Here is a 23,202-nt window from a genome sequence, read left to right on the forward strand (position 1 = left end):
AAGTCCATGATCCTTTGCATCCCCGACGTTCTGAACCCTGCGCAAACCGCCGATTACCGCCGTTTGCTGGAGGAGGCCGATTGGGAAGATGGCAAGGCGACCGCTGGCCATCAGGCCGCGAAAACCAAGGACAACATGCAGATCCCCGCCACCCACCCGGTGGCGCGCGAGGTCGGCGACGCGATCCTGCGAGCCCTTGCGACAAATCCCCTCTTCCAATCGGCGGCGTTGCCGCTGCACTTCCTTCCGCCGATGTTCAACCGCTACTCGGGCGGCCAGACCTTTGGCACCCACGTCGATGGTTCCATCCGCCAGATTCCCGGCATCTCGCAGCGCATCCGCACCGATCTCTCGTGCACGCTGTTTTTTGCCGGCCCGGAGGAATACGATGGCGGCGAACTGATCATCGAGGACACCTACGGCTCCAAGAGCGTGAAGCTGCCCGCCGGCCACATGGTGGTCTATCCATCCACCAGCCTGCACCGCGTGACGCCCGTGACCCGCGGCACCCGGTTGTGCTCGTTCTTCTGGGTGCAGAGCATGATCCGCTCCGATGAGCAGCGCTCCATCCTCTTCGACCTCGACATCGCCATCCAGCGCATCTCTTCCTCCCTCCCCGATCACGAGGCAGCCGGCCAATCGGCCGTCCAACTCACCGGCGTATATCACAACCTGATCCGCCAGTGGGCCGAGATGTGATGGTCAAACTGGGAACGCGGAATTCATTCCGCCCGAATGGTCCCTTCGGCCGACTAAATTCCGTGCCCTCAATAGACCACCGATCGATCGATCGACGACAACGTCGCCCGCCCTGTTAGAGCCATCGCGATCTCCAACTCCGTCCTCAAGATCTTCAGCACATGAGCCACGCCGGTCGCACCAGCCACGGCGAGGCCGTGCAGAACGGGACGGCCGACCATCACCGCGGACGCACCTAGCGCGAGAGCTTTCAGGATGTCGGTCCCGCGTCGGATTCCACTGTCTAACAAAATCGGTAGTTGCCAAGCCACCGCCTCCGCGATCTTCGGAAGCACTTCGATCGCCGCCGGCACCGTATCGAGCGTACGCCCACCGTGATTCGAAACCACGATGCCCGAGAACCCTTCAGCCACGGCGATGCGCGCATCCTCCGGATCAAGCACGCCCTTCAAGATCACCGGCAACGACGTCAGCGACCTCAGCCACGCGAGGTCCTTCCAAGTCGGAGCAGTTTCTAACAACGGCGTGCCGAATACCCCCTCGGCAAGCGGCAATGACTTCATCCCGCGCAAATTCACCGCCTCGATGCCCGGCGGCAATCGAAAGCCGGCGCGCTGCTCGCGATTGCGCAGACCGCTCAGCGGCGCATCTGCCGTCACCACCAGCGCGGCATAGCCGCCGGCTTCGACGCGCTTCACCAGCTCCGCCGTGAACCCGCGGTCGGCCTGCACATAAAGCTGGAACCACGGAGGAACCGTGGCCGCCTTCGAGATGTCTTCGAGCGGGATGCCTGCCGACGTGCTCACGGTGAGACAGGCTTCCATCACCGAGGCCCCGAGCACGGTCGCGCGCTCACCGTCCGGATGAAATAGCCGGTGAAAGGCCGTCGGAGCGATGAAAACCGGGTGAGCATAGCTCCGGCCAAACAGCTCCAGCCGCGTATTCGCACCGGCCAGGTCGCGCAGGATCCGCGGCGACAGTTTCAGCCGCTCGAAGGCCGCGCGATTCTCCCGCAAGGTCAGCTCATCCGCAGCGCCCCCCGAAAGATAAGCCCAGGCGCTTTCCTCCACGCGCTCACGAGCGAGCGCCTCGTAGTCATCGAGTGAGACGACCTCCGGTGGGATCGAGGAAAGCGGCGGGAGCGGCATGGCGGGGCGATCCTAACGACTCACCTTCGCCGTGGCGACTCCGATCCAGCTTCCTGTAGGCGCGGCGGTGAAACCGCGGAAGCCACGGGCAAAGACGGCCTCTCCCGTGTTTCCGCATTCTCACGAATGCGCCTACGCAAAAACTTAAGCACCGCGCATCAGCGAGATCTCCGCGAGACTCACCAAAGTCTTCCACAGCTCCTCACGCGGCATCGTCTTGAGCTGATCGACCGTGATCGCACGATCCAATGTGAAGCGTCCAGAACGGCTCCGGCGCAGGGCACTGAGGTGCGCACCGCAGCCGAGCTTGGCACCGATGTCGTGCGCATACGTCCGCACGTAGAAGCCCTTCGAGCAGTTCACCACGAAATCCACTTCCGGCAGCTCGATACGACGGATCTCGTACTTCGACACGGTCACCGGCCGCGGCGCTCGTTCCACTTCCTGACCCTTGCGGGCCAGCTTGTAGAGCGGCACGCCGTCCTTCTTGATCGCGGAGACCATCGGCGGGATCTGCTCGAAGGCACCGGTGAATTCACCGAAGGCCGCATCGATCTGCTCCGCGCTAAAATTCGCCACTTCCTTTTCCACGAGCACGTCGCCCTGGCGGTCCTGCGTGGAGGTCACCTTGCCGAGCGTGAGGGTTCCCTCATACTCCTTGTCCTCGCTCATCAGGAGGTCCTGGATCTTGGTGGCGCGTTCGATCACCAGCATCAACAGCCCGGTGGCCATCGGATCGAGGGTGCCGCAGTGGCCAATCTTCTTCGTGCCCAGCGAACGGCGGGCAATGGCGACCACGTCATGCGAGGTCATGTCGGGAGCCTTGTCCACCAGCAGCACGCCGCTGGGCACCATCGGGCCGGGATTCGGTCGATTCATATAAAAGTTCAGTCAGTCAGGGCAATGCGCGCTTCACGGCTTCGAGCACGCGTTCTTTCGCCGCGGAAATCGGTCCCGCCATCCGGATGCCGGCAGCCAGCGAGTGGCCGCCACCGCCGAATTCCATGCACACCTGGCAGGCATCCACGCGCGCGTCCTTGGAACGCATCGACACGCGGATCTTGCCGTCCGGCAGTTCTTCGAAGAAGAGCGCCACGATCACGCCGTCGATACCGCGGATGATGTCGATCATCCCCTCGCTGTCCTCGGGCTTCAGGCCGATCCTCTCGCTGGTCTCCATCGTGAGATCCCAGTGAGCCACCCGGCCGTCGCCGGTGAGTTCCAGCGTGTTGAGCAGCGCGCGCATCAGCTCGACGCGGCGATACGGGCTGTGATCGTAGGTGAGCGAGTTGATGCGGCCGACATCGAGCCCGCGGTGGATCAGATCCGCCGCCATCAGGTAGGTCTCCTCGGTCGTCGAGGGATACTGGAAGGAGCCGGTGTCGGTCGAGACCGCCACGTAGATCGCATCACGCGACGCGTCCGGCAGCGGTAGGTTCAGCGCGGTGATCAGCTTGTAAAGGATCTGGCCGGTGGCCGGGCTGCTGGAGTCGATGTGGTTCACATCGCCGTAGGCCGGGTTCGACTTGTGGTGGTCGATGTTGACCCACAGCTTCGCCTTCGACGCGGCATGCAGCGCATTGTCGCCGAGCCGCGGCTTGGTCGCGGTGTCGAGCGCGATGGCGACTTCCACGTCGAGCGGTTCCGCCGGCGGCAGCTCGATCCGCTGCGATTCGGCAAGGAACACGAGGTTGTCGGGGAGCCCATCCTCATTGATCAGGCGGACCTTCTTTCCCGCGGCCTCGAGCGCCAGCCCGAGCGCAAGCTGCGAGCCGATGGCATCGCCATCCGGCCGCACATGGCTGAGGATCACGAATGAGTCGTGCTTCGCGAAAACTTCGCCGATGTCCTGATAGCTCGCGTTCATGGTGTCCCGCGGAAGGGGGCGGGATTCTCCCGATGAGCCCCTCGCACGCAAGGACAAAGGCGACGGGTTACTTGACCGGCGAGAAGTCCACCGGCTTGAGGAAGACCGACTTCACGCCATCGGGCACCGTGAGCGATCCCCCGGCAGCCTCCTCGGAGGCCTTCTTCGCGGCGACCCAGACCGGATCGGCGCGGAAGCTCGTCCACGATTTTTCCGCGGCGGCGGCGTCCTTGTGGGCGAGGAAATAGACCAAGGTGTCGTCCGCGGCGGGCTGGCCGGCGGTGAGCTTGAAGTAGCCGCCGTTGGTCATGCCATGCTTCTTGAACAATTCGAGGGTGTGCTCGCTGAAGCGCTTGTGAAGGTTAGGCAGCTTCCCTGCGGTGGCCGTATAGGTCCGCAGCTCGAACAAGCGGTCCGCCCCGCCCGCGACACTCGTCGGAAAGCCCCGCGAAAAGTCGGTGTTCGTCAGATAGAGTTCGTCGATCTTTCCAACGAGCTTGCCGTTCACCTCGGAGGCGGCGGCGGCTTTCTTCCAATCCTCATCGGCGAGGAAGCCTTTCCAAGACGCATCGCGGGCGGCGCGATCGGGATAGGCCATCAGGTAGATGAGCAGGTTGTCCTTGTTCTCGACCGGCACCCAGTAGCCGACGTTGGTCATCCCGTGCTTCTCGAAGAGCTTGCAGGTATGGTCGCGGAAGCGGGTCAGCAGCGCATCCAGCTTGCCCGGCTCGGCATGATAGGTGCGGAACTCGAAGAGCCGGGCATCGCGGGGCTTTTCTTCAGCCATGGCAAGGGAGGAAACGACGGCAAGGAGACCGAGAACGAGGGACCTGAGCATGAAAAAGGGTTGCCCGCCGTGATCGGCCTGACAACCCCGTCTTCAGTCACCGGCGGTTAGACCGGCAGAAATCGCTCAAGCGGCGATTTCGTAATGCTCCGCGATCTGGCGGAAAATGCGGTCGCGGCGCTCACGGGCCTGATCGACATCGCGGGTTTTGAGAGAGAAGCGGAGGCGCTCGGCGGTCGCGTCCGGTTTGTGAACGGTCAGGTGACACCACCAGACGCCGCGATTGTTCCAAAGGTGATGATTTGGGTTTTCCTGGTTCACTCGCAGGGCGAGCTTGGGCTTCCTTTTCATGCGTTTCGGTGTCTTGGGCTGGGGTTCAAGAAAGGCCACTTCCTTAGCAGAAGCTGCATTTCCCGACACGAATGACGCCGATTCAAGGGGTTTACCTGAGGTAGGCAAGGAGATTTACTAAGGTAACACCTTAGCGCACTTTTTGACAAATCAAGTGACCGAAAAACCTTCGGAAATCCAGTAATTCGGGCTTAGGCCTGAGCCAAAGCGGCTTCAAAATGAGCCAGCAGGACGGCGGTCTCCTCCGCGCCGCAGGAAACCCGGATCAGATGGGCCGGCACGCCGCAGGCCTCTGCCCACTCCAGCTCGGTGTAATGGGCCAGCATCGTATAAGGGCACGCCAAGGTGAAAGGCGTGCCGAAGCTTGGCCCCTTGGAAACTTTCAGGGCGTCGAAAACCTTCGGGGCCTTCTTTGGATTCTTCAGGACGAAGGACAGCAGCGGCCCGTATCCGCCGTGCGGTGCGCGAATCTTGTCGTAATCCTCCCGCGTCGTCAGCGAGGGATGCCACACTTCCGCGACCGCCGGGTGCTTAGCCAGCATCCCGGCAATCGCCAGGCCGTTGGCATTGTGCGCGGCCATGCGGGACGGGAAGCCCTTCAGATTGGAGAGCAGCACCTCGGCGTCGCCGATATAGAGCGGGCTGCTGCGCGCGCTTTCCTCGGCCAGGGCGGCGAGCAAGATGCCCGCGTGATCGGAGTCCGGGCGGATCGCGGCCATCCCGGCCATCACGTCGCCGGTGCCGGACAGCCACTTCGTCAGGCTGGTGGTGACCACGTCGGCATGGCGCAGCGCCGCCACATTCGACGGCCCGACGGAGGAGTCATCAATGATGAAAGGCACACCGCCCTCGGCACAAGCCGCCGCCACCCGCGGCACATCGATGGTGCGAAGCAGCGGATTGCTAGGGCACTCGGTGAAGACGCCGGCAAACTCGCCTTGGCGGATCCGGCGGAGCGCTTCGTCAAAGGATTCGCCGACCGCCTGGTTCAGGAAGACGACGCCGTTTCCGAACTGCTCCTGCACTTTCAGCGCATCGACGTAGGGAAACTCGATCTGGAGGGTCTTCTTGCCCTCCTTGACGCCGGGCAGCGAACGCAGGACGGCGGTAATCGCCGCCATCCCGCTGTTGAAAATGTAGACGTGGTCCGGGGCGACCGCGAGCAGCTTGCCCAGCCGGCGCTGGAGCAGATGGGCCTTGTCCCCTTGGCGGACCTTGCCTTCCAGGAAATCCTCCGCTTGGCGGCTGCTGACCAGCTCGCCGGTGAAGCGCTGGTAATCGACCGCCGCTTGCCGCGCCTTTGCGGGAACCGCCAGCACGTGCATCCCGTGGAAGCTTTCCGAGCGGACCGCCATTTCGGTGCGGCGCTCGATCCACCGTTGGGCCCGCTGGGCAGCGACCTTGTTGGGGAATACGAACGCCTCCTCGCCTTCCTCGGCGATTTCCTCCGCCGCCATCGCGGCAAGTCGCTTCACCAGGGGGTGCCGGAAAAAGCGCGGATAGCCCATGCGCATCCGGCGGACCACCTTGTCCCGGCCCTCCTCGTAGCCGATCACGGATTTCCATGTCGGCAGGCATACGGACACGGCATGGGGTGAATCCGGGAGAGGCATTCCCAGATCCACTTCCTGCCAGGCAGGCTGAGCCGACAAATCACGCATGCGCGCCCCCTGCTTGCCGGGAGGTGGGGCGGTTGGGCAAGCCGGATTCCCGGAATTCTAGCCATGCCCCGGACAATCTTAAAATTTCGCGCTACCCGTCGCGACCATTCGGGGTTACCGGGAGGCATGAGAAAAGGCGGGCAATCGGCGATTTTGGCCGCGGTGATCGTGGTCGGGGGGGCTGCCGGCTGGTGGTTCACCCGATCCGCCATCCCTGAGGAGGCCCCCAATCAGGTGGTGGCAGCCAAGGCCCCGAAGCCGAAACTTTACGACCCGCCCCCGAAGGAGGCTAAAACCGCCAAGCGCTCCGAGGGCTGGCAGCGCGACCAGGACGCCGCCCAGGCCGGGGCATTGCAAAATCAGCGGTCGCTGGTCTTTTCCAGCCGTGAGGCCATGGCGCGGTTCCTCGCCGCGGCCCAAGGCAAGGGCATCGCGATTCTCGGCTCGATCGACAAATTGAACGCCCTCCACGTCGGCTTCCTTTCCTTGGCCGACCTGACGGCATTGCTCGATGGCAGCGAGGAGTCCGGCTACATCTTCCCCGTCACCCTGCCGACCCCGAAGACGGAAGGAGTGCAGGAAGGAGCCCTCGGCTTCGGCAACCAGTTGCTCGCGTGGCTGGGCATCAATGGCGACAATTCCGCCTATGGCACCGGGGTCAAGGTCGGCATCCTCGACACCGGGTCCACCTTGGCGGGCGCGAAGAACTTTTTCCTCGTCGAGCCCCCCGCCGACGCCTCCGCGTGGAACGGCCACGGCACGGCGGTGGCGGATTTGATCCGGCAGATCGCCCCCTCCTCGGAGTTGCTCTCGTGGCGGGTGGCCAATGACGACGGCACCTCCAACAGCTTCCTGCTCGCCCAGGGCATCCTCGCCGCGGTCGACTCCGGGGTGCACATCATCAACATTTCGATGGGTTCCTACGGCAACTCCGCCCTGCTCCGCCAAGCCGTAGAACTCGCCCAGAAAGAGGGCGTGATGATCTACGCGTCCGCTGGAAACGAAGGCTACGACCAGGTCGCCTACCCTGCCGCCTACCCGGGCGTGGTGGGAGTCGGCGCCGTCGATGCCGCCGGCAATCACCTGAATTTCTCTAACACCGGCACCCTCGCCATGAGTGCGCCAGGCCTGGACCTCGTGACCGCGTGGACCGGCGGTCAAAGCATCTACTTCACCGGCACCTCGGCGAGCGCCCCGGTCGGCGTCGGCGTGCTGGCGGCCACCATGTCCTCCGGCGGCACCCGCATCACGGCCTCGAAGGCCTACAGCATGGTCACCGACAACCTCAACGAATCCGGAGCCCCCGGCGATGACGACTACTACGGAGCCGGCACCGTCGACCTCGGCCGGGTTTTCCGCTCCGGCGAAGGCGGCATCACCGACGCAGCGATCGCTTCGAACTACATCAGCATCGGCGCGAACGGCCAGCCAGTGTTGCAAGTGGTGGTGGAGAACCGCGGCACCGCCACCTTGATCAATGCCCCCGTCCAAGTGACAGTGAACGGTTCCACCACGACCTACAACATCACCACCCTCCCGGCCGGCAAAATTGCGAGCTTCACCCTGCCGCTGAGCATCGCGAATGGCGGCGCGACGATTGTTTCGGGCGTTTCGAGTAGCACCAGCGACCTGAAACCCTCTAACAACAAGCGGTCCGATGTTTACGTTCCGCCGACGACGAATTGAGGTCGCCCTCCTCGCCCTGATTGCTTGCTGCCGTTGCCATGCAGCGGAAATGCGGGAAGCCCCCAAGGCGGACGCCGCCCCGGTCAACCAGCTCTCGATCTCCGGCAATGCCTGCGGACCGTCCGCGCTGCTGTCATCCTTCCGCTGCGGAAATGACGCTTGGCAGCGCGCCGCTTCCTCGCTGCCGGGCACCACGGACCGCGAGCAGCTCGGCCAATGGATTCGGCGCCACGGTCTGCTGCCGTCGGAGACCTTGAGAGGCCGCAAGCGCTGGACCAGCGCCGGCATCAATGTCGAGGACCTCGTTGCCGCGACCAATGAGATGACCAAGCCGCTCTACCTGCCGGCGGTTTCCCAAGACGACCTTTTCCTGCGCCGGGGCGAAAAGCGGGAAGCCCTGCTCCGCCGCACTCACCAACGCCTTGAGGAATCCCTGTCGAAAGGCATCCCCCCCCTCCTCAGCCTGCGCCGCTTCGTGCTGCGCGATGGTAAGTGGATCGCGCTACAGGGCCACTTCGTCACCGTCACCGCCGTCACCCGGAAATTGGGTCGCGGGGAAAGTAGCTTCAGCTTCGTCTATCTGGACCCGTGGGGTGGCAAGCGCGGCCAAGGCACACTCCGGGTTCCGACGACCTCGCTGGTGGCATCGCCGGGCCTCACATCCCCCTGCCTCGAGGCCATCGTGCCCGCCGCCAACATTGGGAAAAAGGAAGTTCGGCGCGCGGAAACCACCGCCGTCGTCCCGGCTGCGGTGGTTGGCCGCTGGTAGGTAGTTTACAAGGAAACCTGTTCCTTACGTGGCGGACTTGAACTTTTTTGTCATGGTTGTCGTCTCCCACGACATTTTGGCTTGTGCGGAAACCCAAGTTCCCGCTCCCCCATTGGGGTAGGTTTCAGGTTTTGTATTTACAAATCCCGAGCCAAGCGTAATTCTTTTCCTACAAACGTCATGAAACCCACTTCTTTTGACGGAAAAAAGCATTTCCGTGCTCGTCGCTATTTAGGGCGCCGTTTCCAGCAGCCTCGAGGCTTCGCTTTGGTGATCTCGCTGTCGCTGATGGTGCTGCTTACGGTCTTGGCCGTGGGGCTCCTTTCGCTGTCCACGATTTCGCTGCGCGCCTCGGCTCACTCGGACGCCATGTGGGCTGCCAAAGGCAATGCACGGCTCGCGCTGATGCTGGCGATCGGCCAATTGCAGAAGACCGCCGGCCCCGATCAACGGATCTCCGCACCGGCGAATCTGGTCAATACGAGCCATCCCCAAGGAGTCGCCGGCGTTTGGAAATCCTGGCGTCCGCCGACCGACGGCACAGCCGACTATGAGGCGGAGAAGACGAACCGCTTCGCCGGCTACGTGATGTCGGCCCCTACTTTTCCAGCGACTGTCGATCCAGCCACGATGCCCGGCACCGGCTCGCCCTCGGAACTCCTGGTTGGCGAAGGCAGCCTTGGAATGAACTCCACGGATCGCCAGGTGCGGGCTCCGATTGTCAGCGTTGGCAAAAAAGGCACCCCCGACTCCGGCTCGGTGGCCTGGGTCGCGCTCGATGAGGGCGTCAAAGGCCGCATCGACCTGCTTCCCGACAAGGACACTTCCACCAACACCCTCGGCAAGAACATCACCCGCCTCGGCTCCTCGCCACGCAACAAGGCCGGCAAGTTCGCCGGCTTGGAAACCTTGGCCGCCGACGACAAGATGCTCACCGAGACCCTGCCGAAGCTGGTCAGCACGGATGAAGTGAACCTGATGTCGGCCGACAAGACGACTTTCGGCAAATACTTCCACGATTTTAGCGTCACCTCGAATTCGGTGCAGGCCGACGTCGCGAACGGCGGCTTGAAGACGGACCTGAGCGTACTTTTCGACAGCCCCACCCTGCCGACCGAGTTCGCCAGCCGCCGACTCTACTCGGGCACCACCAGCGCCTTCGGTGGTTCGACCTCCGATCCGCTGTGGGGCATCTACCACCACCACTACCGGCTCTATCAGCGGACCGCCGCCAATGACAACCCGAAGGATGGCCTGAAGAACTACGTCGGCAGCCGCTATCGCCTGAACACGATCTCCGACCGCACCCTCCGCGACAATCGCTACGAGCCGAACATGGCCACGCTGACCGAGTCGATCATCATGCCCACCATCGCCAAGGTGGACATCGTCTTCAGCTTGGTCGTCCGTGACGTTCACGGCGGTCGCGCCGAAGGCCTCCGGGCTGCGGGCTACCCCCAGATGCTGCACATGATGTATCTGCCGGTCATCACGCTGCACAATCCCTACAATGTTCCGCTTCGCTTCACCCAGCTCGAGGTCGAGTTTGAAGACCTTCCGATGGGCTTCCAGTTCTTCGTGAACGGCCAACCGGCCACCGGCGGTCCTCAGGCATTCAACCAGCTCTATGTCAACAAGGAGAACGGCCAGACCAAGAAGATTTTCAAGCTGGTGCTCACCGGCGACCTGAACGCCAACCGCGAGGTCGTGATGGGAGCCGGCGAAACCCGGATCTTCGGCAAGCCATTCCCGCCGACCTGGACTTGGAACAACGAGTCCGCCGGAACCGGAGCGGACGGCACCATGATGTTCGACTGGCGGAACGACAAGACAGCCCAAGGCAACCGCATCATGCCCGGCATGATCACCGGACCGAATGATGGCATCGGCTACGATCTCGACTGGCTGGCAGCGACCAACCGCCAGCCGTGGCTCACGTCCCGCACCAGTGAAGGCATCATCCCCGTCAAACCGACCGAAAGCGTCAGCGTGCAGTACGGACCGAAGAGCCAGGCCAGCACGCCTAACAACAAGTTTGCGGTGACCCTACGGCTGACTCCTGGGAACTCGACCAACAACTACTCCACCACGCAGGTCTTCTTCAAGGACGAGGCTCGCCTCAAGGCAATCCTCGAAGAAGGGACTTCACCTCGATTCCAAGATCGCCGGCAGTTCCCGGAGACCTTCCCCAAGCCGGGGGTCGAAGGCAACCGCACGGCGCAATCCCTCTACGAATCCAACGGCCAGACGATCAGCCGCTACGTGAATGCCAAGCCGTTCGCGATCTTCAGCCTGAGCGGAAAGACCACCAAGGATTCTTTTACCCGTTCGCGACCGGTTGCCGACACCGGGATCACCTTCCAGATGGCGACCTGCGATTTCACCACCGCAGCCAGCCAAGGTTCCAGCCCGCTGGAGTTCGTGCTGACCCCCGTGCGCAACGGCAGCGGCGGCATTGAGTCGGAAGGCTTGAAGGGCTATTTCTTTGGCGGCCACGGTGCCAACCGCGGCTCGACCAGTGCTACCTTCTACGAGATCCCCCAGGCCCCGCTGCAGTCGATCGCGCAAATGCGCCATGCGAATGCCGCCAGCCTCGGCAGCGCGCCCTACTTCACCTACTCCGTCGGCGAATCCCGCGCCCACCCGGCGATTCCGGTCAACGCGGTGAAATTCCAGCCGGATACCAGCCGCGTGATGCTCGACCACTCTTGGCTGGCCAATGATGCCCTGTGGGACCGCTACTGGTTCTCCACCCTCGCCTCGCTTCAAGGCACCGGCTACACCGGCAGCGATGCGATCGCCCAGACCGCGCTGGCGAGCGAGTTCTTCGGTGGCACCCGCAACCTGCCGAACCCGCGCAATCAACCCTATCTCACGGCCGGCAACACCGCCGAGAGCGCGGCGTCGTCGATCCTCGTCCCCGAGCAAAAGGGTACCAGGACCGGTGCCTACGTTATGACCAAGGGTGGCTTCAACGTGAACAGCGTTTCCAAGTCGGCTTGGATCTCGGTGCTGAGCGCCCTTTCCAATTCCTCGATCCCGATCGCCGCGGGCTCGCTGGAAGCGACCGGTGACGATGTCCCCATGCTGCGCATGCGGCGGCCCGTCGGTGGCCTTAAGGAAGGCCGCGAACTCAAGAACCAGCTCTGGAACAGCTATCGCAAGCTCACGCCCGGCGAGATCGACCTGCTCGCCGAGCAGATCGTGGTGGAGGTGCGCGAGCGCGGTCCCTTCCTCTCGATGTCCGACTTCGTCAACCGTCGCTTGGACAGCGGTGAACTCGCCCAGAAGGGTGCGCTCCAGGCGGCGATCGACCGCTGCCAGTTCAACGAGATCATGGAAGCCAATGCGACCACCATCACCACCGCTGACGTGGCCTCCTTCGGCTGGAAGAACCCCGCCGCCGTGAATGGCACCAACACCGGTGCCGGAGCTCCGGGCGAAATCTCCCAGGGCGACGTGCTGTCCGCCATCGGTTCCTTCGCCACCGTGCGCTCGGATACGTTCAAGATCCGCGCCTTTGGCGATGCCCGCGACAAGGAAGACAAGGTCCTAGCCCGTGCCTGGTGCGAGGCCACCGTGCAGCGCTTCCCGGAATATGTGGACGGCACCGACAAACCGGAAGTGGCCGCCACCACCGAGGCGAACAAGACCTTCGGCCGGCGCTTTTCCGTGGTTGCATTCCGCTGGCTTCACCCGGATGAAGTGTGAAGCGCGATGTGGAATCGCCAAACTGCCATGACGATGCGTCTTCTTCCGCTTTTCGCCCTCGCCCTGTCCGCCGCTTCCGCCTTTGGCCAGGGTCGCAAGGTCGCCTTCCGCACCTTGTGCCTTGATCACGTCAAGGACCTGACCGAGCTCAGCTTGCCCGCCGCCAAGGCCGGCGAGGGTGCAGTCACAGTGCCGCTCTTCACCGCTTCCACTTCGGAAGTCATCGAATCGACCTTCCCCTCCGGGGAGGCCGTGCTCTACGTCAAGGGTGCCGGTGGTGCCACCGACAAGCCGGTGATCGCCGCCAGGGCCCCGCTCGCCAAGGGGGACCGCCAGCTCTTCGTCCTGATGCCCGGCCCTGGAGGCGAGGGCAAGCCAGCCTATGTGATGCGGGCGTATGACGACGACCTGAACTCCTTCAAGCTCGGTGCCGTCCGCGCCATCAACCTGGCGCCCGTTCCCGTGCGCTTCGTGGTCTCCGGTGCCACCACGCCACAGATCCCGGCCGACAAGCATGCGATCTTCCCGCAATCCACCAAGGTCGACGAATACAACATGTATCCGGTGGCCGTGGAGTTCCTCAGCGGCAATGGCGACTGGGTGAAAGGCTACTCGGCGAGCTGGAAGGCGAGCGACCAGCGCCGCGAAATCGTGGTCACGCTCGTCGATGGCAAGTTCAAGCAGCCGGTGGTGAAGATCTTCAGCGACATCCCGCCATGGCTCCAGCAGCCGGCGGCCGCCACGCCTTGATTAAGGGCGAATCGAGCCTTTCGGCCACCAGCAGGCGCGCCACATGGCGCGCCTGACTTCTTTCCGGGTGACCTTCACCTTCGCCTCCGCGGCAGGATCAGCCCGGAGCAGCGCCACGGTGTCCTCGCCGATCAGGGCGGGCAGCACGGATGCGGCACGCAGGCGCCACTGGTTCAGCCGTGAGGAATAACGGCGACCCGATTCAAGCCACACCGCCGCGTGATCCAGCCACTCCTTTCGCAAGGACGCCATCTGCTCGCGGTCATGGGGATTCGCCACGGGCAAGTAGCAGCGCCCTTGGGACAGGTCGGCCGGCAGATCGCGGAGAATGTTCACGAGCTGCAGCCCCATCCCGTAGCGCACGCCCAGATCGCGGAGATCGTCGGGGTTCGAATCGGAGAACCGGTTGCCCATCGTAAGCAAGCCGATGCGCGTCCAGAAGGCTCCCACGCAACCGGCGACCCGATAGCAGTAATCCTCCAGCTCCTCCTCGCTCTTCAGCGCCACCGGACGCGCGCGGCTGGCCTCTTCAAATCGCACTAGATCAAGCCGCTGGCCGCTGATGATGGTCGCCAGCACTTCCCGCACGGCATCGGCTTGGAGTCCGTCGAGTTCCGCAAGCCCAGCGAAACACTCATCGAGCCGCTCCAATAGCACGCGCTCCCCCATATCGGTCTGCTTCTCGGCAAACGCCCGCAACTTGCGCGACCGCCACTCAGAACCCTTGCCCTGCAACTCAGCCGCGAACCCATCGAGCAACTCCAGCCGGTCATCCACCGGGACCTCCGCGGTGTCCGCCAGCGTGTCGCTGGCGCGGGCCAGCAGGTAGCCGGTCGCGGTAGCCGGGCGCATCGGCTGGGGAAGCAGCCGCAAGCTCAGGTAGAAGGACCGCGAAACATTTCGCAAAACGTGACGGTCAAGTTGCACCGGCCTCAGAGAGCCCCGATCGACGCGCTCCATCAAGTCCCAAAATCGGCGGAACCGTGCGTAAATCCCGATCCATGAGGACTATCCTGACGCACCTCATCGCACCCAGGCAGTGAGAGACGCGGGCTGCGGCAGCCCGGGCTCACAGCTCCTTAAGCCGCTGCTGGCACCACGTCAGGCCTTCGTAGTACTCCTCGTTGTGCGGGCGCTCGCGATTGAGCTGGGTCCACACCGCCACCGCTTCGCCAAAGGCCGCTTGGGCGAGTTCCGGCTTGTCGGCCAGTTGCGCGGCATGTCCCAAATCGCCCAGCATGTAGCCCAGCGAACGCCGGACCGACTCGGCGCGCAACAAGGCGTTGTCCTCGCTGGTCAGCAGCTTGCGCAACATCTCCGCGGCACGGCTCTCAAGCTCGATCTCGCGGGCGCGGTCGCCGTCGGCACCGCCCATCCGGCCCTTTTGCCACAGCAGCAGCGCGAGCCGGTACTTCGCCACCGGGTCGGCGGATTCGCCGACCGCGATTTGCTCGACCAGGAGAATCGCCTCTTCCACCCGCTTCTTCGCCTCCGCGGTTTCGCCACGGTCACGCAAGATCCCTGCCATCAAGCCGTGCTGCCCGGCCAACATCGACCGGACCTCGGCCTGATCCGGCTGCTGGCCCATCAATTCTTCTAACAGCTTCACCGCCGCCTTGGACATCGAAGTCGCCGAACCGACATCGCCGGAGAGGATCGCCGCCTCCGCCATGCCGCCATAGCAGCCGGCAAGCTCCAGCCGCATCTCCAGATTGCCGGGCTCCTTCTTAAGCAAATCTAACAGCTCCTCCGAAGCCTGGGCGCGCACCTCGCGCGCGCTGCCCATTTCGCCGATGCCATCGAGGATGGTGGCGGAGTCGAGGAAACAGCGGGCCAGTTCCGAGCGCAGCACGGTGGCATCCGGCCGCTGCTCCGAAAGCCGTGACAAGGTCTGGGTGGCACGATGAAGCTGGTCCAGCGCGGCATTGTCCTTCCCCGCCGCGGCGAGCAGCTTCGACTCATGGAAATCCAGCACCGCGAGCAGTTGCTGCACGCGATCCGCATCGGCCGCCGCTTGCGGCACCGCTTCGAGCGACTTGCGCGCCGACGCGAAGGCCGCCTCCGCGCCGTCGTCATTGCGATCCTGCAGGAGCAATGCCAGTAGCAGCCGGTCGGTCGCCAGCCGCAGGTCGAGATCGGGGCCGGCCGGCAAATCATCGGCCGCCGCCATCGCCTCCTCCAGACGCTGCGCCGCTACCTTCGGATCGCCGCGGGCGAGCGACACTTCGGCCAGTTGCAGTCGCGCCCGCGCCCGCTCTTCCTTCAGGGCCTCGACCTCCGCGGTCCGCGTAATGAAATCCAGGAAATAGTACTCCAGCCGTTTCAGCCGCTGCTCGCGCCCATCCAGCGGCGGCAACTTGCGGTGCCCCTTCTCCATGGCCCACGCGAAGAGATGGTCACCGGTCGCCCGCGATGCCTCGAGGCGCGCGAGCCAAAGATCCTTTTCGTACTGGAGCACCTTGCGCTCGCGATCGAGCACGATATCCGCCTCCGCTTTCCCGCTCTCCGCCACCTTTCGCTCTGCCTCAAGCCGGGCGACATCGTTGCGACGGCCCTGCTCCTCCGATTCCAGCTCCTTGGTCTTGACGTTCCAGAGCATGGAAAACACCAGCGCCGCCCCCGCCATCACGCCGCTGGCCACATTCGCCCGCCACGCGCTGCGACGCGCCCGGCGCTGCTGGTCCAGCAATGACTCCCGCATCTGCTCCTCACCCGCCGCCCGCTCCGCTTGCTCGAATCCGCGCAATAGCTCGCCCGCATTCGCAGGGCGCACGGCGGGGTCGAGCGAGAGGCACCGGTCGAGCTGATCGCGATAGGCAGACTCCAGGGAATTTGCCGGCGCATCCGGCCAAGAGACGCCCGGCCGTCCCTCGATCATCCGGGCGATGCTTTTCAGGTTCGCCGCGATCCCCTCGCGCCGCGTCATCCCGGGCTCGGGAGCCACTTCGTCAAAGGTCTCGGTGCAGCGCGGGAACGCCCCGGTGACCATCCGGTAGGCCAGCACGCCGAAGGCAAAGACATCCCACCGGTAGCCCTTTTCCCGCAGGTAGCCACCGGCATCGCGGAGCTGCTCGGGCGGCTGGTAGAGGATCGCATCCGTATAATCGAGCGCCTGGACCCCGGGCATGTTGCCGAGCGTCCAATCGGTCAGCGCGACCTTGCCGTCATCGTCAAAAAATACATTCCCCGGCTTCAGGTTGCCGTGCGCCACCTGGCGGTCGTGCAACGCTGCCAATGCCCGGAGGATCTCCAGCACCACCGGCCACGACTCTTCGCCGGGAAAACGGGCCAAGCGGTGCTGCAACGAACGCGGCACCCACGTCCCCTCCACCTCGTCGGCGAGGAATGGCGTGACCCGCAGGATCTGCTTGCCGCGATAGTCCTCCCTCAGTTCCTCCAGCACCCCGGCTGGCCAGCCGGCCGCCTCCAACCGCTGCGCCGCTTCTTCCAGCAGCACGGGATTGACCGAGGCCGGATTGAAGAGCTTCACCGCTACTTCCCGGCCGCTCTCATCACGCGCTCGATACACCCGGCCGCAGGCCCCGGCTCCCACCGGGCCCACAACCTGCAATCGATTCACATCGGGGGGCTGCACGGGCACATCATGCAAGACGTCGGCGAATTCGCCAATCCCTCAATTCGTCGTCAGTTGGTCCATCAAATCACGGTCGACCGATAGCCGTCAGCGAATCGCCGGCGAAAAAAGGGCAACCCAAAAAAGGACTACCACGATCAGGATCAGGGCGATCCAAATCCAACGCGGGGCCCGGTAGCGAAGATGAGGTGTCCGGGCGATAATCTCCGCGTAGGCCGGCGACAGCACCGTGCGGCCCTTGGCGCAGAAAAGCAGATAAAGGACGGAGCCTCCAATCACCGTGCCAACCGGAATATTGAACAAACTGAACCCCGCCACCAGCGCCGCCGGAATCTTTGCCCGTGGCCGAAGCTTACGAAGCCCGCGACCGGAAATGAACTGCGCGATCCCAATCGCAATCAGGGTGCCCATGAACGTCCCATCCCAGTTGCCGAACCCACTCTCCGATCGGGTCCTGACGCCTCCATAAATTGCGACCAGTGCCACCACCGAAAGGGCCACGAGTATCGCGCTGAGGAGATAAAAAAATCCGACCGCCTTGAGCCAAGCCTCGTGCTTGAGGTGCTGGCTCCGGATCGCCTCCGCCCCGGACAAAGGCGCGGCCGGAGCCACCACCTCTTGGACTGCCGGAGGTTGATAGGGATTATCAGTCACGGATTTGCACCTTTCCCACCACCGCTGGAGATGCCAAGTCGCATCTCCGACGCTTGTTAGAGGGAGCGGGCAGGATCACGGCGTGACCAGTTCCGGCTCGGGGCGCTTCTTCGGTGCCGGCTCCTTGCCCTTCTGCGTGCCAAGCCAGGCGACCAGATCGCGAAGCTCGGCAGGACTCAGCAGCAGACCCATCGGCGGCATGGCGGAGACCGGCGGGGTCATGCTTTCGATATCGCCGCGGCGGACCCGCAGGACCTTGCCGTTGCTATCGACATCGACGTGGTCTTTCCCATCCGCCAGCAGGATGCCGGCGACGGACTTGCCGCCCTTGAGGGTGACGCTGGAAATACCGAAGCCGGTGGCAACCTTGGCCCCGGGGTTGACAAGCGACTCGAGCAGGAACTTGGCGTCGCCACGCTTGCCAACGGCCTCAAGGTTCGGGCCGGCATCGCCACCGCCGTGACCGCCGCCGGCGGCGTGACAGCGCATGCACTGACCGGCAGGCTGCGACTCGAAGAGCTGCTCGCCCTTCTTGGGATCGCCACCTTGCAAGGAGCCGAGATACGGGACGAGCGGGTCGGTAGACGAGGCGATGGAAGCCTTGTAGCCATCCAATGCGGTTTTCACCGCCGGCTCGGTGCGCTTCGCGGCGGCATCCAGCAACTCAAGCGCGGAGGGCGAAGCACCGGCCTTGGCCTTGAGCTGATCCAAGGCCGCAGTGAAGAGCGACTCGACGCCCGGAGCCGTGAGCGCCGCGGCAACTTTCCACGCTTCCTGCTGGCGATGAGCGTTGGCATGGGTGGTCGCCGCCTTGAGCGACTCCAAGGCAGCCGCCGGTTGGGAAGCGGCGAGCCGCTTGATGGCCCCGATGGCGAGGTCGTCGTTCTGGCCCTTGGCGAGTTCGCCGAGGAGCTGGTCAAAGCCCGCCGGCTTACGGGTCGCGTAGAGTTCCAGCGCTTCGGAGCGGGCATTTCCAGGCAAGCGCTGGTTCATGACGAGAGCCTTGAGCGTGGCGTCATCGACCGAGGAAAGATCGAGCTTGTACTTCGTGACGAGCGCCAGCGCGGGCTCAGCGAGCTTGCCCTGAAGCTTGAGCAGTTTGCTGAGGTCCGGGGTGAGAACGTTGCTGACCATCGCCGGATCACGCTCCGAGAGCGGAGCCACGCGACCGAGCGATTGATCGACCATATGCGGCTTGCTCCACAGCCCGGTGAGGCGCAGCGCTTCGGCACGGGCAGCTTCGGGAGCCTTGTCGTTCAGGACCACGGCGATCACGCGGCGAAGGTTCTTCTCATCACCCAGCCGCAGGGCGCTGTGCAGCACCCGGCGCCAGTCCATCGTGGTGAGCCAGGCGGGCGGCGCGTCGAGCAAATCGGCAACTGCTGGACGGGCCGGCTCGATGCCGACATCGTGAATCGCCTGAAGCGCCTCACGGGCGACCTTCGCATCGCCATCGCGCAGGAACGCAACGACCGCGGGGTCCTTCAAGCGGCGCAGTGCGATCACCGCGGCGATCCGCACGCGAGGCGACTCATGCTGGTTGAGCGCGGTAAGCTGGTTCGGTTTGCAAAGCTTCGAGAGAGCGAAGGCACCCGCATGGCGCAGCGCCGGGTCGTCCGATTGGCCGAGCATTTCCCACACCTGCGAAAGCGTGCCGGTCTGACCCAAGCGGCCGGCCGCGATGGTGGCAAAGGCACGGACACGCGGCGACTCATCGGCGATCAGCGCGAGCAGCGGCAGGCCCGCGCCATTGAGGCCGGACTCGCCGATCGCCTTGATGGCCTGCGCGCGGACTTCCGCGTCCTTGTCGGTAAGCAGCGGGACAAGCTCCGCCCGGGCCTTGTCACGCGCCGCCTTGTCGGGAAGTTTTCCGAAGCCATCCCCTGCGCCGGCGGGAAGCGGCACCGATCCACGACGGGCCACGATGCCAAGGCCCCACACGCCGTGCAGACGGGTGAGGCGATCCTTGCCCTCCTTCGCGGCTTTCGCGAGCACGTCGAAGCCACCGTCCTTGCGGGTGAGCTCGATCTGTGCGCGCAGGCGAACGCGCATGTCGGGATGGGAAAGCAGCTTTTCCAGAGCGGGGACCGGGCGCTTGGCGAAGCCTGCCTCGATCAGCTCGGCCGTATGCTCGGCTTCGTCGGCGCGGAAGACATTGTCCGCCGCAATCGAGTAAACGCGGCCGGCTTCATGCGATGCCCAGCCGGTGATGAAGTCGGTCACGACGAGCTTGCCGTCCCACGAGTATTCGACGTCGGTCACAGCCGCACCCCAGTTCATCTGGCGGGAGTCCGCGAGCTTCATGCCACCACCGGACGGCTCCACCTTGAAGGACCAGATGCCGGAATTCGCAGCGCCACCGCGGTAGTCGCAGATCAGGAAGCGACCCGCTTCCCCTTCCATGAAGCCGGTGCCCGGATGGTAGGTCAGGCCGGAGGGGCCGGACGTGAGATTCGCCACCGGCGGCAGGATGTAGGCCGGCTGCTTGTCATTCTGCGGAGCCCACATGTTCTCCTCCATCCAGCGGTTCGGCGGACGCTCCTCCATGCCGATCTGGCGGTGGAAGCTATGCAGCGCCTGGTGCTCCATGGTCCAACCGGAGTCCGCGCCATCGATCACGTAAACCACGCGCGCCTGGTCGCCTTGATCGGAGTTGTTATCCACCGAGATGGCGTTGCCCAGCTCGTCGAAAGCGATCTCCTTCGGGTTGCGCAGACCGGTGTGGATGACTTCGAAATTCGAGCCATCGGGATCGAAGCGGAACACGCAGCCCTGGTCGGGATATTCGTAGTGCGTCCCCTCCTTCGTGGTCAGGTTCATGCCGCGGTCACCGAGCGTGCCGTAGATCCGGCCATCGGGTCCGAGTGCGAAGCCATTCAGGTCGTGACCGGAAAACGACACGCGCACACCGAAGCCTTCGAACAGCTTCTGGCGCTCGTCCGGCTTGTCGATCTTGCCATTGCCGTCCTTGTCACGCAGCGCCCAGATGTTCGGGATGCACGCGACGTAGATGGTGCCGTCGTAGGCGAAAACGCCGGCCGCGGGACCATCTAACAAATCATTGAAGCCATCCGCGAAAATCTCGCCGGTGGCGGACTTGCCATCCGCGCCGGGCTTGGAAAGCACGCGCACGCGGTCAGCCTTTTCGGTCAGGAACTTGATCGAGGACTTCTCTTCCTTGTCCTTCCACTTTTCGTGGAGCTTGCGCCGGTCCTCGGTCGTGCGCGCGGAAATGTCGTCGAGATACCAGTAGAGGTGATCGCGGTTGTCCGGCACGCCGTGGCGGAAACGGGTGGTCTCGGTCACGTAGATCTCGCCCTTTTCACCGAGCGCCAAGGCGGTCGGCGAGGTCACGCCGCCGTTCTTGTAGTCCGCGACGATCGCCACCTTCGTCCCCGCCGGCACTGTCAGGCCGGCAATGGCATCGCTCCCGACCAGCCCGGCGGCGTGGGCCTTGCCGTTCTTGGTCGTCGGCGGAAACTTGTAGTTCGCGTAATCCGTCATCACGAACTGGTCGGCCGCGATGATGCCCCACTGGCCACCTTCTTCATCCAGCAGGCGAATCCGTGCGTTCTTGCCCTTGAACTCGGTCACGTTCCAGACCTCGGTCCGGCACTGCACGGTATTCTGGCCGGTCGCCTCGCGCACCACCTTGCCATCCACCAGCAACTGCACCGCGGTCTTGCCGGGATGCTTGCCGCCGGCGATGAGGAAGCAGATGTAGTTCTCGGAAATCTTGATGTCAGGCGAGGTCAGCGAGCCTTTCGCCCCGTCGCCGCCATTTGCCGAGCAGGCCAGCGAGTCCTGGGAATAGCCGGTCAGCTCCGCGGTGAGGCCGTCCATCTTCCCCGGGACCGGTGCCAAGCCGAAGGCTGTGCCCTCGACCTTCCAATCGCCGTAGCCGTCGCCCTCGAAGGCTTGGAGCACTTTGGTGGCTCCCAGCGTGGAACCGGTGGCAAACAGCAGGCTGGAGGCCCAGAGGAAGCGCGCTTTCATCGCCGGGGACGCTAGCGACGGGCGACGGATTGGCAATGGCTCAGAAGGGTGAAGGAAAGGTCGAGGTCCCATGTCCCGCGGGGGACGATGGCGGGAGAGCGCATCTTTCAGGAATGCCACACCAGAAAGCTGGACCGCGGACCTCGCGCCCCACCCCGCGCCGGTTGACCCGAGCCGATCGCGGATCCCGTCAGTCAGCGCAAAAAGCCGCCTCCCATCGCGTTTGCGATGACTTGAACTCCCATTTCCGGACAAATTGTGAACAACTTGAGAAGACGGCCGGTTTCCCCCTCAGGCAAAAAGCAATCCCCAAGCCAACTTCCTACCCGGTTGTCCTCCGCTGAAAAATGCCGATCCGTGACGAAAGTGGGTGTTGCGGACGGCTTGTTCACCGCCCCGCACGTCGCGACAAAACCCACAAATAGACACAAATCTCTAAATACCAACACCTTATAATGTTACAAATCCGTTTCCCACGACCTATCCACAAGTTATTCACAATTCCACTGTCAACGAAGAAAAGCGGACAAAGTGGCGCTAACAAGACGATGCATTGTGCTCTCCCTCCCCTTTAAAATGGGGGTTTTCCCCAAATTCCGTTGTGAATAACTTGGGAATTTCTTCGCAAGCAGCCGTTAGTGCGGCCGCGACAACGAGATTCCAGCCCGGCTTCCCCCTCCCCCGCCGATCAAAAAGCGCAGCACGCCGCCGACGATCTTCAAGACGATCACGACAGCGCCAATCACCACGCCAACGGTCAGAATCAGACCGAGTGCCACGATCCCCAGGAGCACCCACAGCGGCCACCAGCGGCGGTCGAGGTTCACCACCCGGCCACGCATCGCCTGCCACGGGTCTTGGCGGCGGGTGTGTTCAGGGTCATTCGGAGTCGGCGGCGGACTGCCGTCGATCTCCAGCACCTCGGCTTCGATGGTGTCAGGCACGGCAGGCAGTTTCGCAGGGATCACCGGTCGGGCAATTCGAAGTTTTGGGGTGGGTTGGAACCGGTTGCTCTCCCCAGTTCAGTGAGCCTTGTTTCGCGTAAAGTAGACCGCCCCTACCAGAACCAGGAATCCCAAGGTCCACAAAACTGTCGTCGGCAGATTCGTGCTCAGAAGCCCGATGCTCCCATCGGGCCCCACCGCAGGGATCATGACGACGCTTCCGGCCGGGAAGAACACGAACGCCAGAATGGAGACGAGGTATCGCATGGGTTCCGCCATTGAGGCCAGATGGCTCCGAATTTGCCGGGGATGTCTTTACCGCCAACGGCGTGTCCGCCCAATGGACAAGCCGGTAGGGACGTTCGCCAGTTTCAGTATTTTTCGTCCCAACGGGACGGTTCATAACAGCCCGGCACGACGTGCCGGGAATCATGCCCAAGATCATCGCGTCCTGCAGGGACGCCTCATGCGTCTAACGGCTCTGTTCTCGGCCTGGCTCGAAATTTCCCATGGAATGGCCCTCTGCGTTGGAGAAATACCTGGCCGAAAGGAATGCTCGGCGGCTTGGGGATAAAACCGCCGCA

General features: G+C 63.8%; 17 protein-coding genes. 5 read left to right on the forward strand and 12 right to left on the reverse strand.

Annotated elements, in window-relative coordinates; all coding sequences use genetic code 11:
• Positions 1–6: 6 nt before the first annotated feature.
• Positions 7–699 carry a Fe2+-dependent dioxygenase gene (locus tag OKA05_RS11630; protein WP_264487311.1) on the forward strand — a complete coding sequence of 231 codons (693 nt, stop codon included), beginning with the start codon at positions 7–9 and terminating at the stop codon, positions 697–699.
• 68 nt (positions 700–767) lie between these two features.
• Here OKA05_RS11630 and OKA05_RS11635 read toward each other — a convergent pair whose 3' ends face one another.
• From OKA05_RS11635 to OKA05_RS11660, 6 genes are all read right to left on the reverse strand, one after another.
• Positions 768–1,847, reverse strand: a complete 1,080-nt coding sequence (locus OKA05_RS11635; RefSeq protein WP_264487312.1) for an alpha-hydroxy acid oxidase — start codon at positions 1,845–1,847, stop codon at positions 768–770.
• A 144-nt stretch (positions 1,848–1,991) separates the two neighbouring features.
• Entirely contained in the window at positions 1,992–2,726 is a 735-nt protein-coding gene (gene truB / locus OKA05_RS11640) for a tRNA pseudouridine(55) synthase TruB (protein WP_264487313.1), read from the reverse strand.
• 16 nt (positions 2,727–2,742) lie between these two features.
• Positions 2,743–3,714 (reverse strand): DHH family phosphoesterase, encoded by a 972-nt coding sequence (locus tag OKA05_RS11645; RefSeq protein WP_264487314.1) that lies wholly within the window; start codon positions 3,712–3,714, stop codon positions 2,743–2,745.
• A gap of 67 nt (positions 3,715–3,781) precedes the next feature.
• Complete coding sequence (locus OKA05_RS11650) at positions 3,782–4,552, reverse strand: NIPSNAP family protein (protein WP_264487315.1); 771 nt, start codon at positions 4,550–4,552, stop codon at positions 3,782–3,784.
• A gap of 75 nt (positions 4,553–4,627) precedes the next feature.
• Positions 4,628–4,852 carry a hypothetical protein gene (locus tag OKA05_RS11655; protein ID WP_035602756.1) on the reverse strand — a complete coding sequence of 75 codons (225 nt, stop codon included), beginning with the start codon at positions 4,850–4,852 and terminating at the stop codon, positions 4,628–4,630.
• A gap of 191 nt (positions 4,853–5,043) precedes the next feature.
• On the reverse strand, positions 5,044–6,438 hold the full coding sequence (locus tag OKA05_RS11660; RefSeq protein ID WP_264487316.1) for a PLP-dependent transferase: 1,395 nt from the start codon (positions 6,436–6,438) through the stop codon (positions 5,044–5,046).
• 201 nt (positions 6,439–6,639) lie between these two features.
• On the opposite strand from OKA05_RS11660, the gene OKA05_RS11665 reads away from it, so the two are divergent.
• The 4 genes from OKA05_RS11665 to OKA05_RS11680 all read left to right on the forward strand — a co-directional run bounded on the left by OKA05_RS11665 (position 6,640) and on the right by OKA05_RS11680 (position 13,429).
• Complete coding sequence (locus OKA05_RS11665; protein ID WP_264487317.1) at positions 6,640–8,199, forward strand: S8 family peptidase; 1,560 nt, start codon at positions 6,640–6,642, stop codon at positions 8,197–8,199.
• A 49-nt stretch (positions 8,200–8,248) separates the two neighbouring features.
• Positions 8,249–8,968: a hypothetical protein gene (locus tag OKA05_RS11670; protein ID WP_264487318.1), complete on the forward strand. Its 720-nt coding sequence runs from the start codon at positions 8,249–8,251 to the stop codon at positions 8,966–8,968.
• A gap of 270 nt (positions 8,969–9,238) precedes the next feature.
• On the forward strand, positions 9,239–12,679 hold the full coding sequence (locus OKA05_RS11675) for a hypothetical protein (protein WP_264487319.1): 3,441 nt from the start codon (positions 9,239–9,241) through the stop codon (positions 12,677–12,679).
• 27 nt (positions 12,680–12,706) lie between these two features.
• Positions 12,707–13,429 carry a hypothetical protein gene (locus tag OKA05_RS11680; protein WP_264487320.1) on the forward strand — a complete coding sequence of 241 codons (723 nt, stop codon included), beginning with the start codon at positions 12,707–12,709 and terminating at the stop codon, positions 13,427–13,429.
• Here OKA05_RS11680 and OKA05_RS11685 read toward each other — a convergent pair whose 3' ends face one another.
• From OKA05_RS11685 to OKA05_RS11710, 6 genes are all read right to left on the reverse strand, one after another.
• Positions 13,430–14,389 (reverse strand): phytoene/squalene synthase family protein, encoded by a 960-nt coding sequence (locus OKA05_RS11685; protein ID WP_264487321.1) that lies wholly within the window; start codon positions 14,387–14,389, stop codon positions 13,430–13,432.
• Positions 14,390–14,498: 109 nt separating this feature from the next.
• Complete coding sequence (locus OKA05_RS11690) at positions 14,499–17,024, reverse strand: protein kinase domain-containing protein (protein ID WP_264487322.1); 2,526 nt, start codon at positions 17,022–17,024, stop codon at positions 14,499–14,501.
• Between the two features lie 87 nt (positions 17,025–17,111).
• Positions 17,112–17,678, reverse strand: a complete 567-nt coding sequence (locus tag OKA05_RS11695; RefSeq protein ID WP_264487323.1) for a hypothetical protein — start codon at positions 17,676–17,678, stop codon at positions 17,112–17,114.
• Between the two features lie 75 nt (positions 17,679–17,753).
• The gene (locus OKA05_RS11700) at positions 17,754–21,674 is read right to left on the reverse strand and encodes a DUF7133 domain-containing protein (protein ID WP_264487324.1); all 3,921 of its coding nucleotides are present in this window, start codon (positions 21,672–21,674) and stop codon (positions 17,754–17,756) included.
• A 635-nt stretch (positions 21,675–22,309) separates the two neighbouring features.
• The gene (locus OKA05_RS11705; protein ID WP_264487325.1) at positions 22,310–22,618 is read right to left on the reverse strand and encodes a hypothetical protein; all 309 of its coding nucleotides are present in this window, start codon (positions 22,616–22,618) and stop codon (positions 22,310–22,312) included.
• A gap of 78 nt (positions 22,619–22,696) precedes the next feature.
• Positions 22,697–22,885 (reverse strand): hypothetical protein, encoded by a 189-nt coding sequence (locus OKA05_RS11710; RefSeq protein WP_264487326.1) that lies wholly within the window; start codon positions 22,883–22,885, stop codon positions 22,697–22,699.
• Positions 22,886–23,202: the final 317 nt, after the last annotated feature.

The sequence above is a fragment of the Luteolibacter arcticus genome (assembly GCF_025950235.1).
Lineage (GTDB): Bacteria > Verrucomicrobiota > Verrucomicrobiia > Verrucomicrobiales > Akkermansiaceae > Haloferula > Haloferula arctica.

Bases quoted from the DNA above. Each gene is read 5' to 3' on its own strand.
- truB (WP_264487313.1), bottom strand. From the start codon at position 2,726: ATGAATCGACCGAATCCCGGCCCGATGGTGCCCAGCGGCGTGCTGCTG.
- OKA05_RS11700 (WP_264487324.1), bottom strand. From the start codon at position 21,674: ATGAAAGCGCGCTTCCTCTGGGCCTCCAGCCTGCTGTTTGCCACCGGT.
- OKA05_RS11635 (WP_264487312.1), bottom strand. From the start codon at position 1,847: ATGCCGCTCCCGCCGCTTTCCTCGATCCCACCGGAGGTCGTCTCACTC.
- OKA05_RS11630 (WP_264487311.1), top strand. From the start codon at position 7: ATGATCCTTTGCATCCCCGACGTTCTGAACCCTGCGCAAACCGCCGAT.
- OKA05_RS11685 (WP_264487321.1), bottom strand. From the start codon at position 14,389: ATGGAGCGCGTCGATCGGGGCTCTCTGAGGCCGGTGCAACTTGACCGT.
- OKA05_RS11655 (WP_035602756.1), bottom strand. From the start codon at position 4,852: ATGAAAAGGAAGCCCAAGCTCGCCCTGCGAGTGAACCAGGAAAACCCA.
- OKA05_RS11665 (WP_264487317.1), top strand. From the start codon at position 6,640: ATGAGAAAAGGCGGGCAATCGGCGATTTTGGCCGCGGTGATCGTGGTC.
- OKA05_RS11710 (WP_264487326.1), bottom strand. From the start codon at position 22,885: ATGCGATACCTCGTCTCCATTCTGGCGTTCGTGTTCTTCCCGGCCGGA.
- OKA05_RS11650 (WP_264487315.1), bottom strand. From the start codon at position 4,552: ATGCTCAGGTCCCTCGTTCTCGGTCTCCTTGCCGTCGTTTCCTCCCTT.
- OKA05_RS11645 (WP_264487314.1), bottom strand. From the start codon at position 3,714: ATGAACGCGAGCTATCAGGACATCGGCGAAGTTTTCGCGAAGCACGAC.
- OKA05_RS11670 (WP_264487318.1), top strand. From the start codon at position 8,249: ATGCGGGAAGCCCCCAAGGCGGACGCCGCCCCGGTCAACCAGCTCTCG.
- OKA05_RS11680 (WP_264487320.1), top strand. From the start codon at position 12,707: ATGACGATGCGTCTTCTTCCGCTTTTCGCCCTCGCCCTGTCCGCCGCT.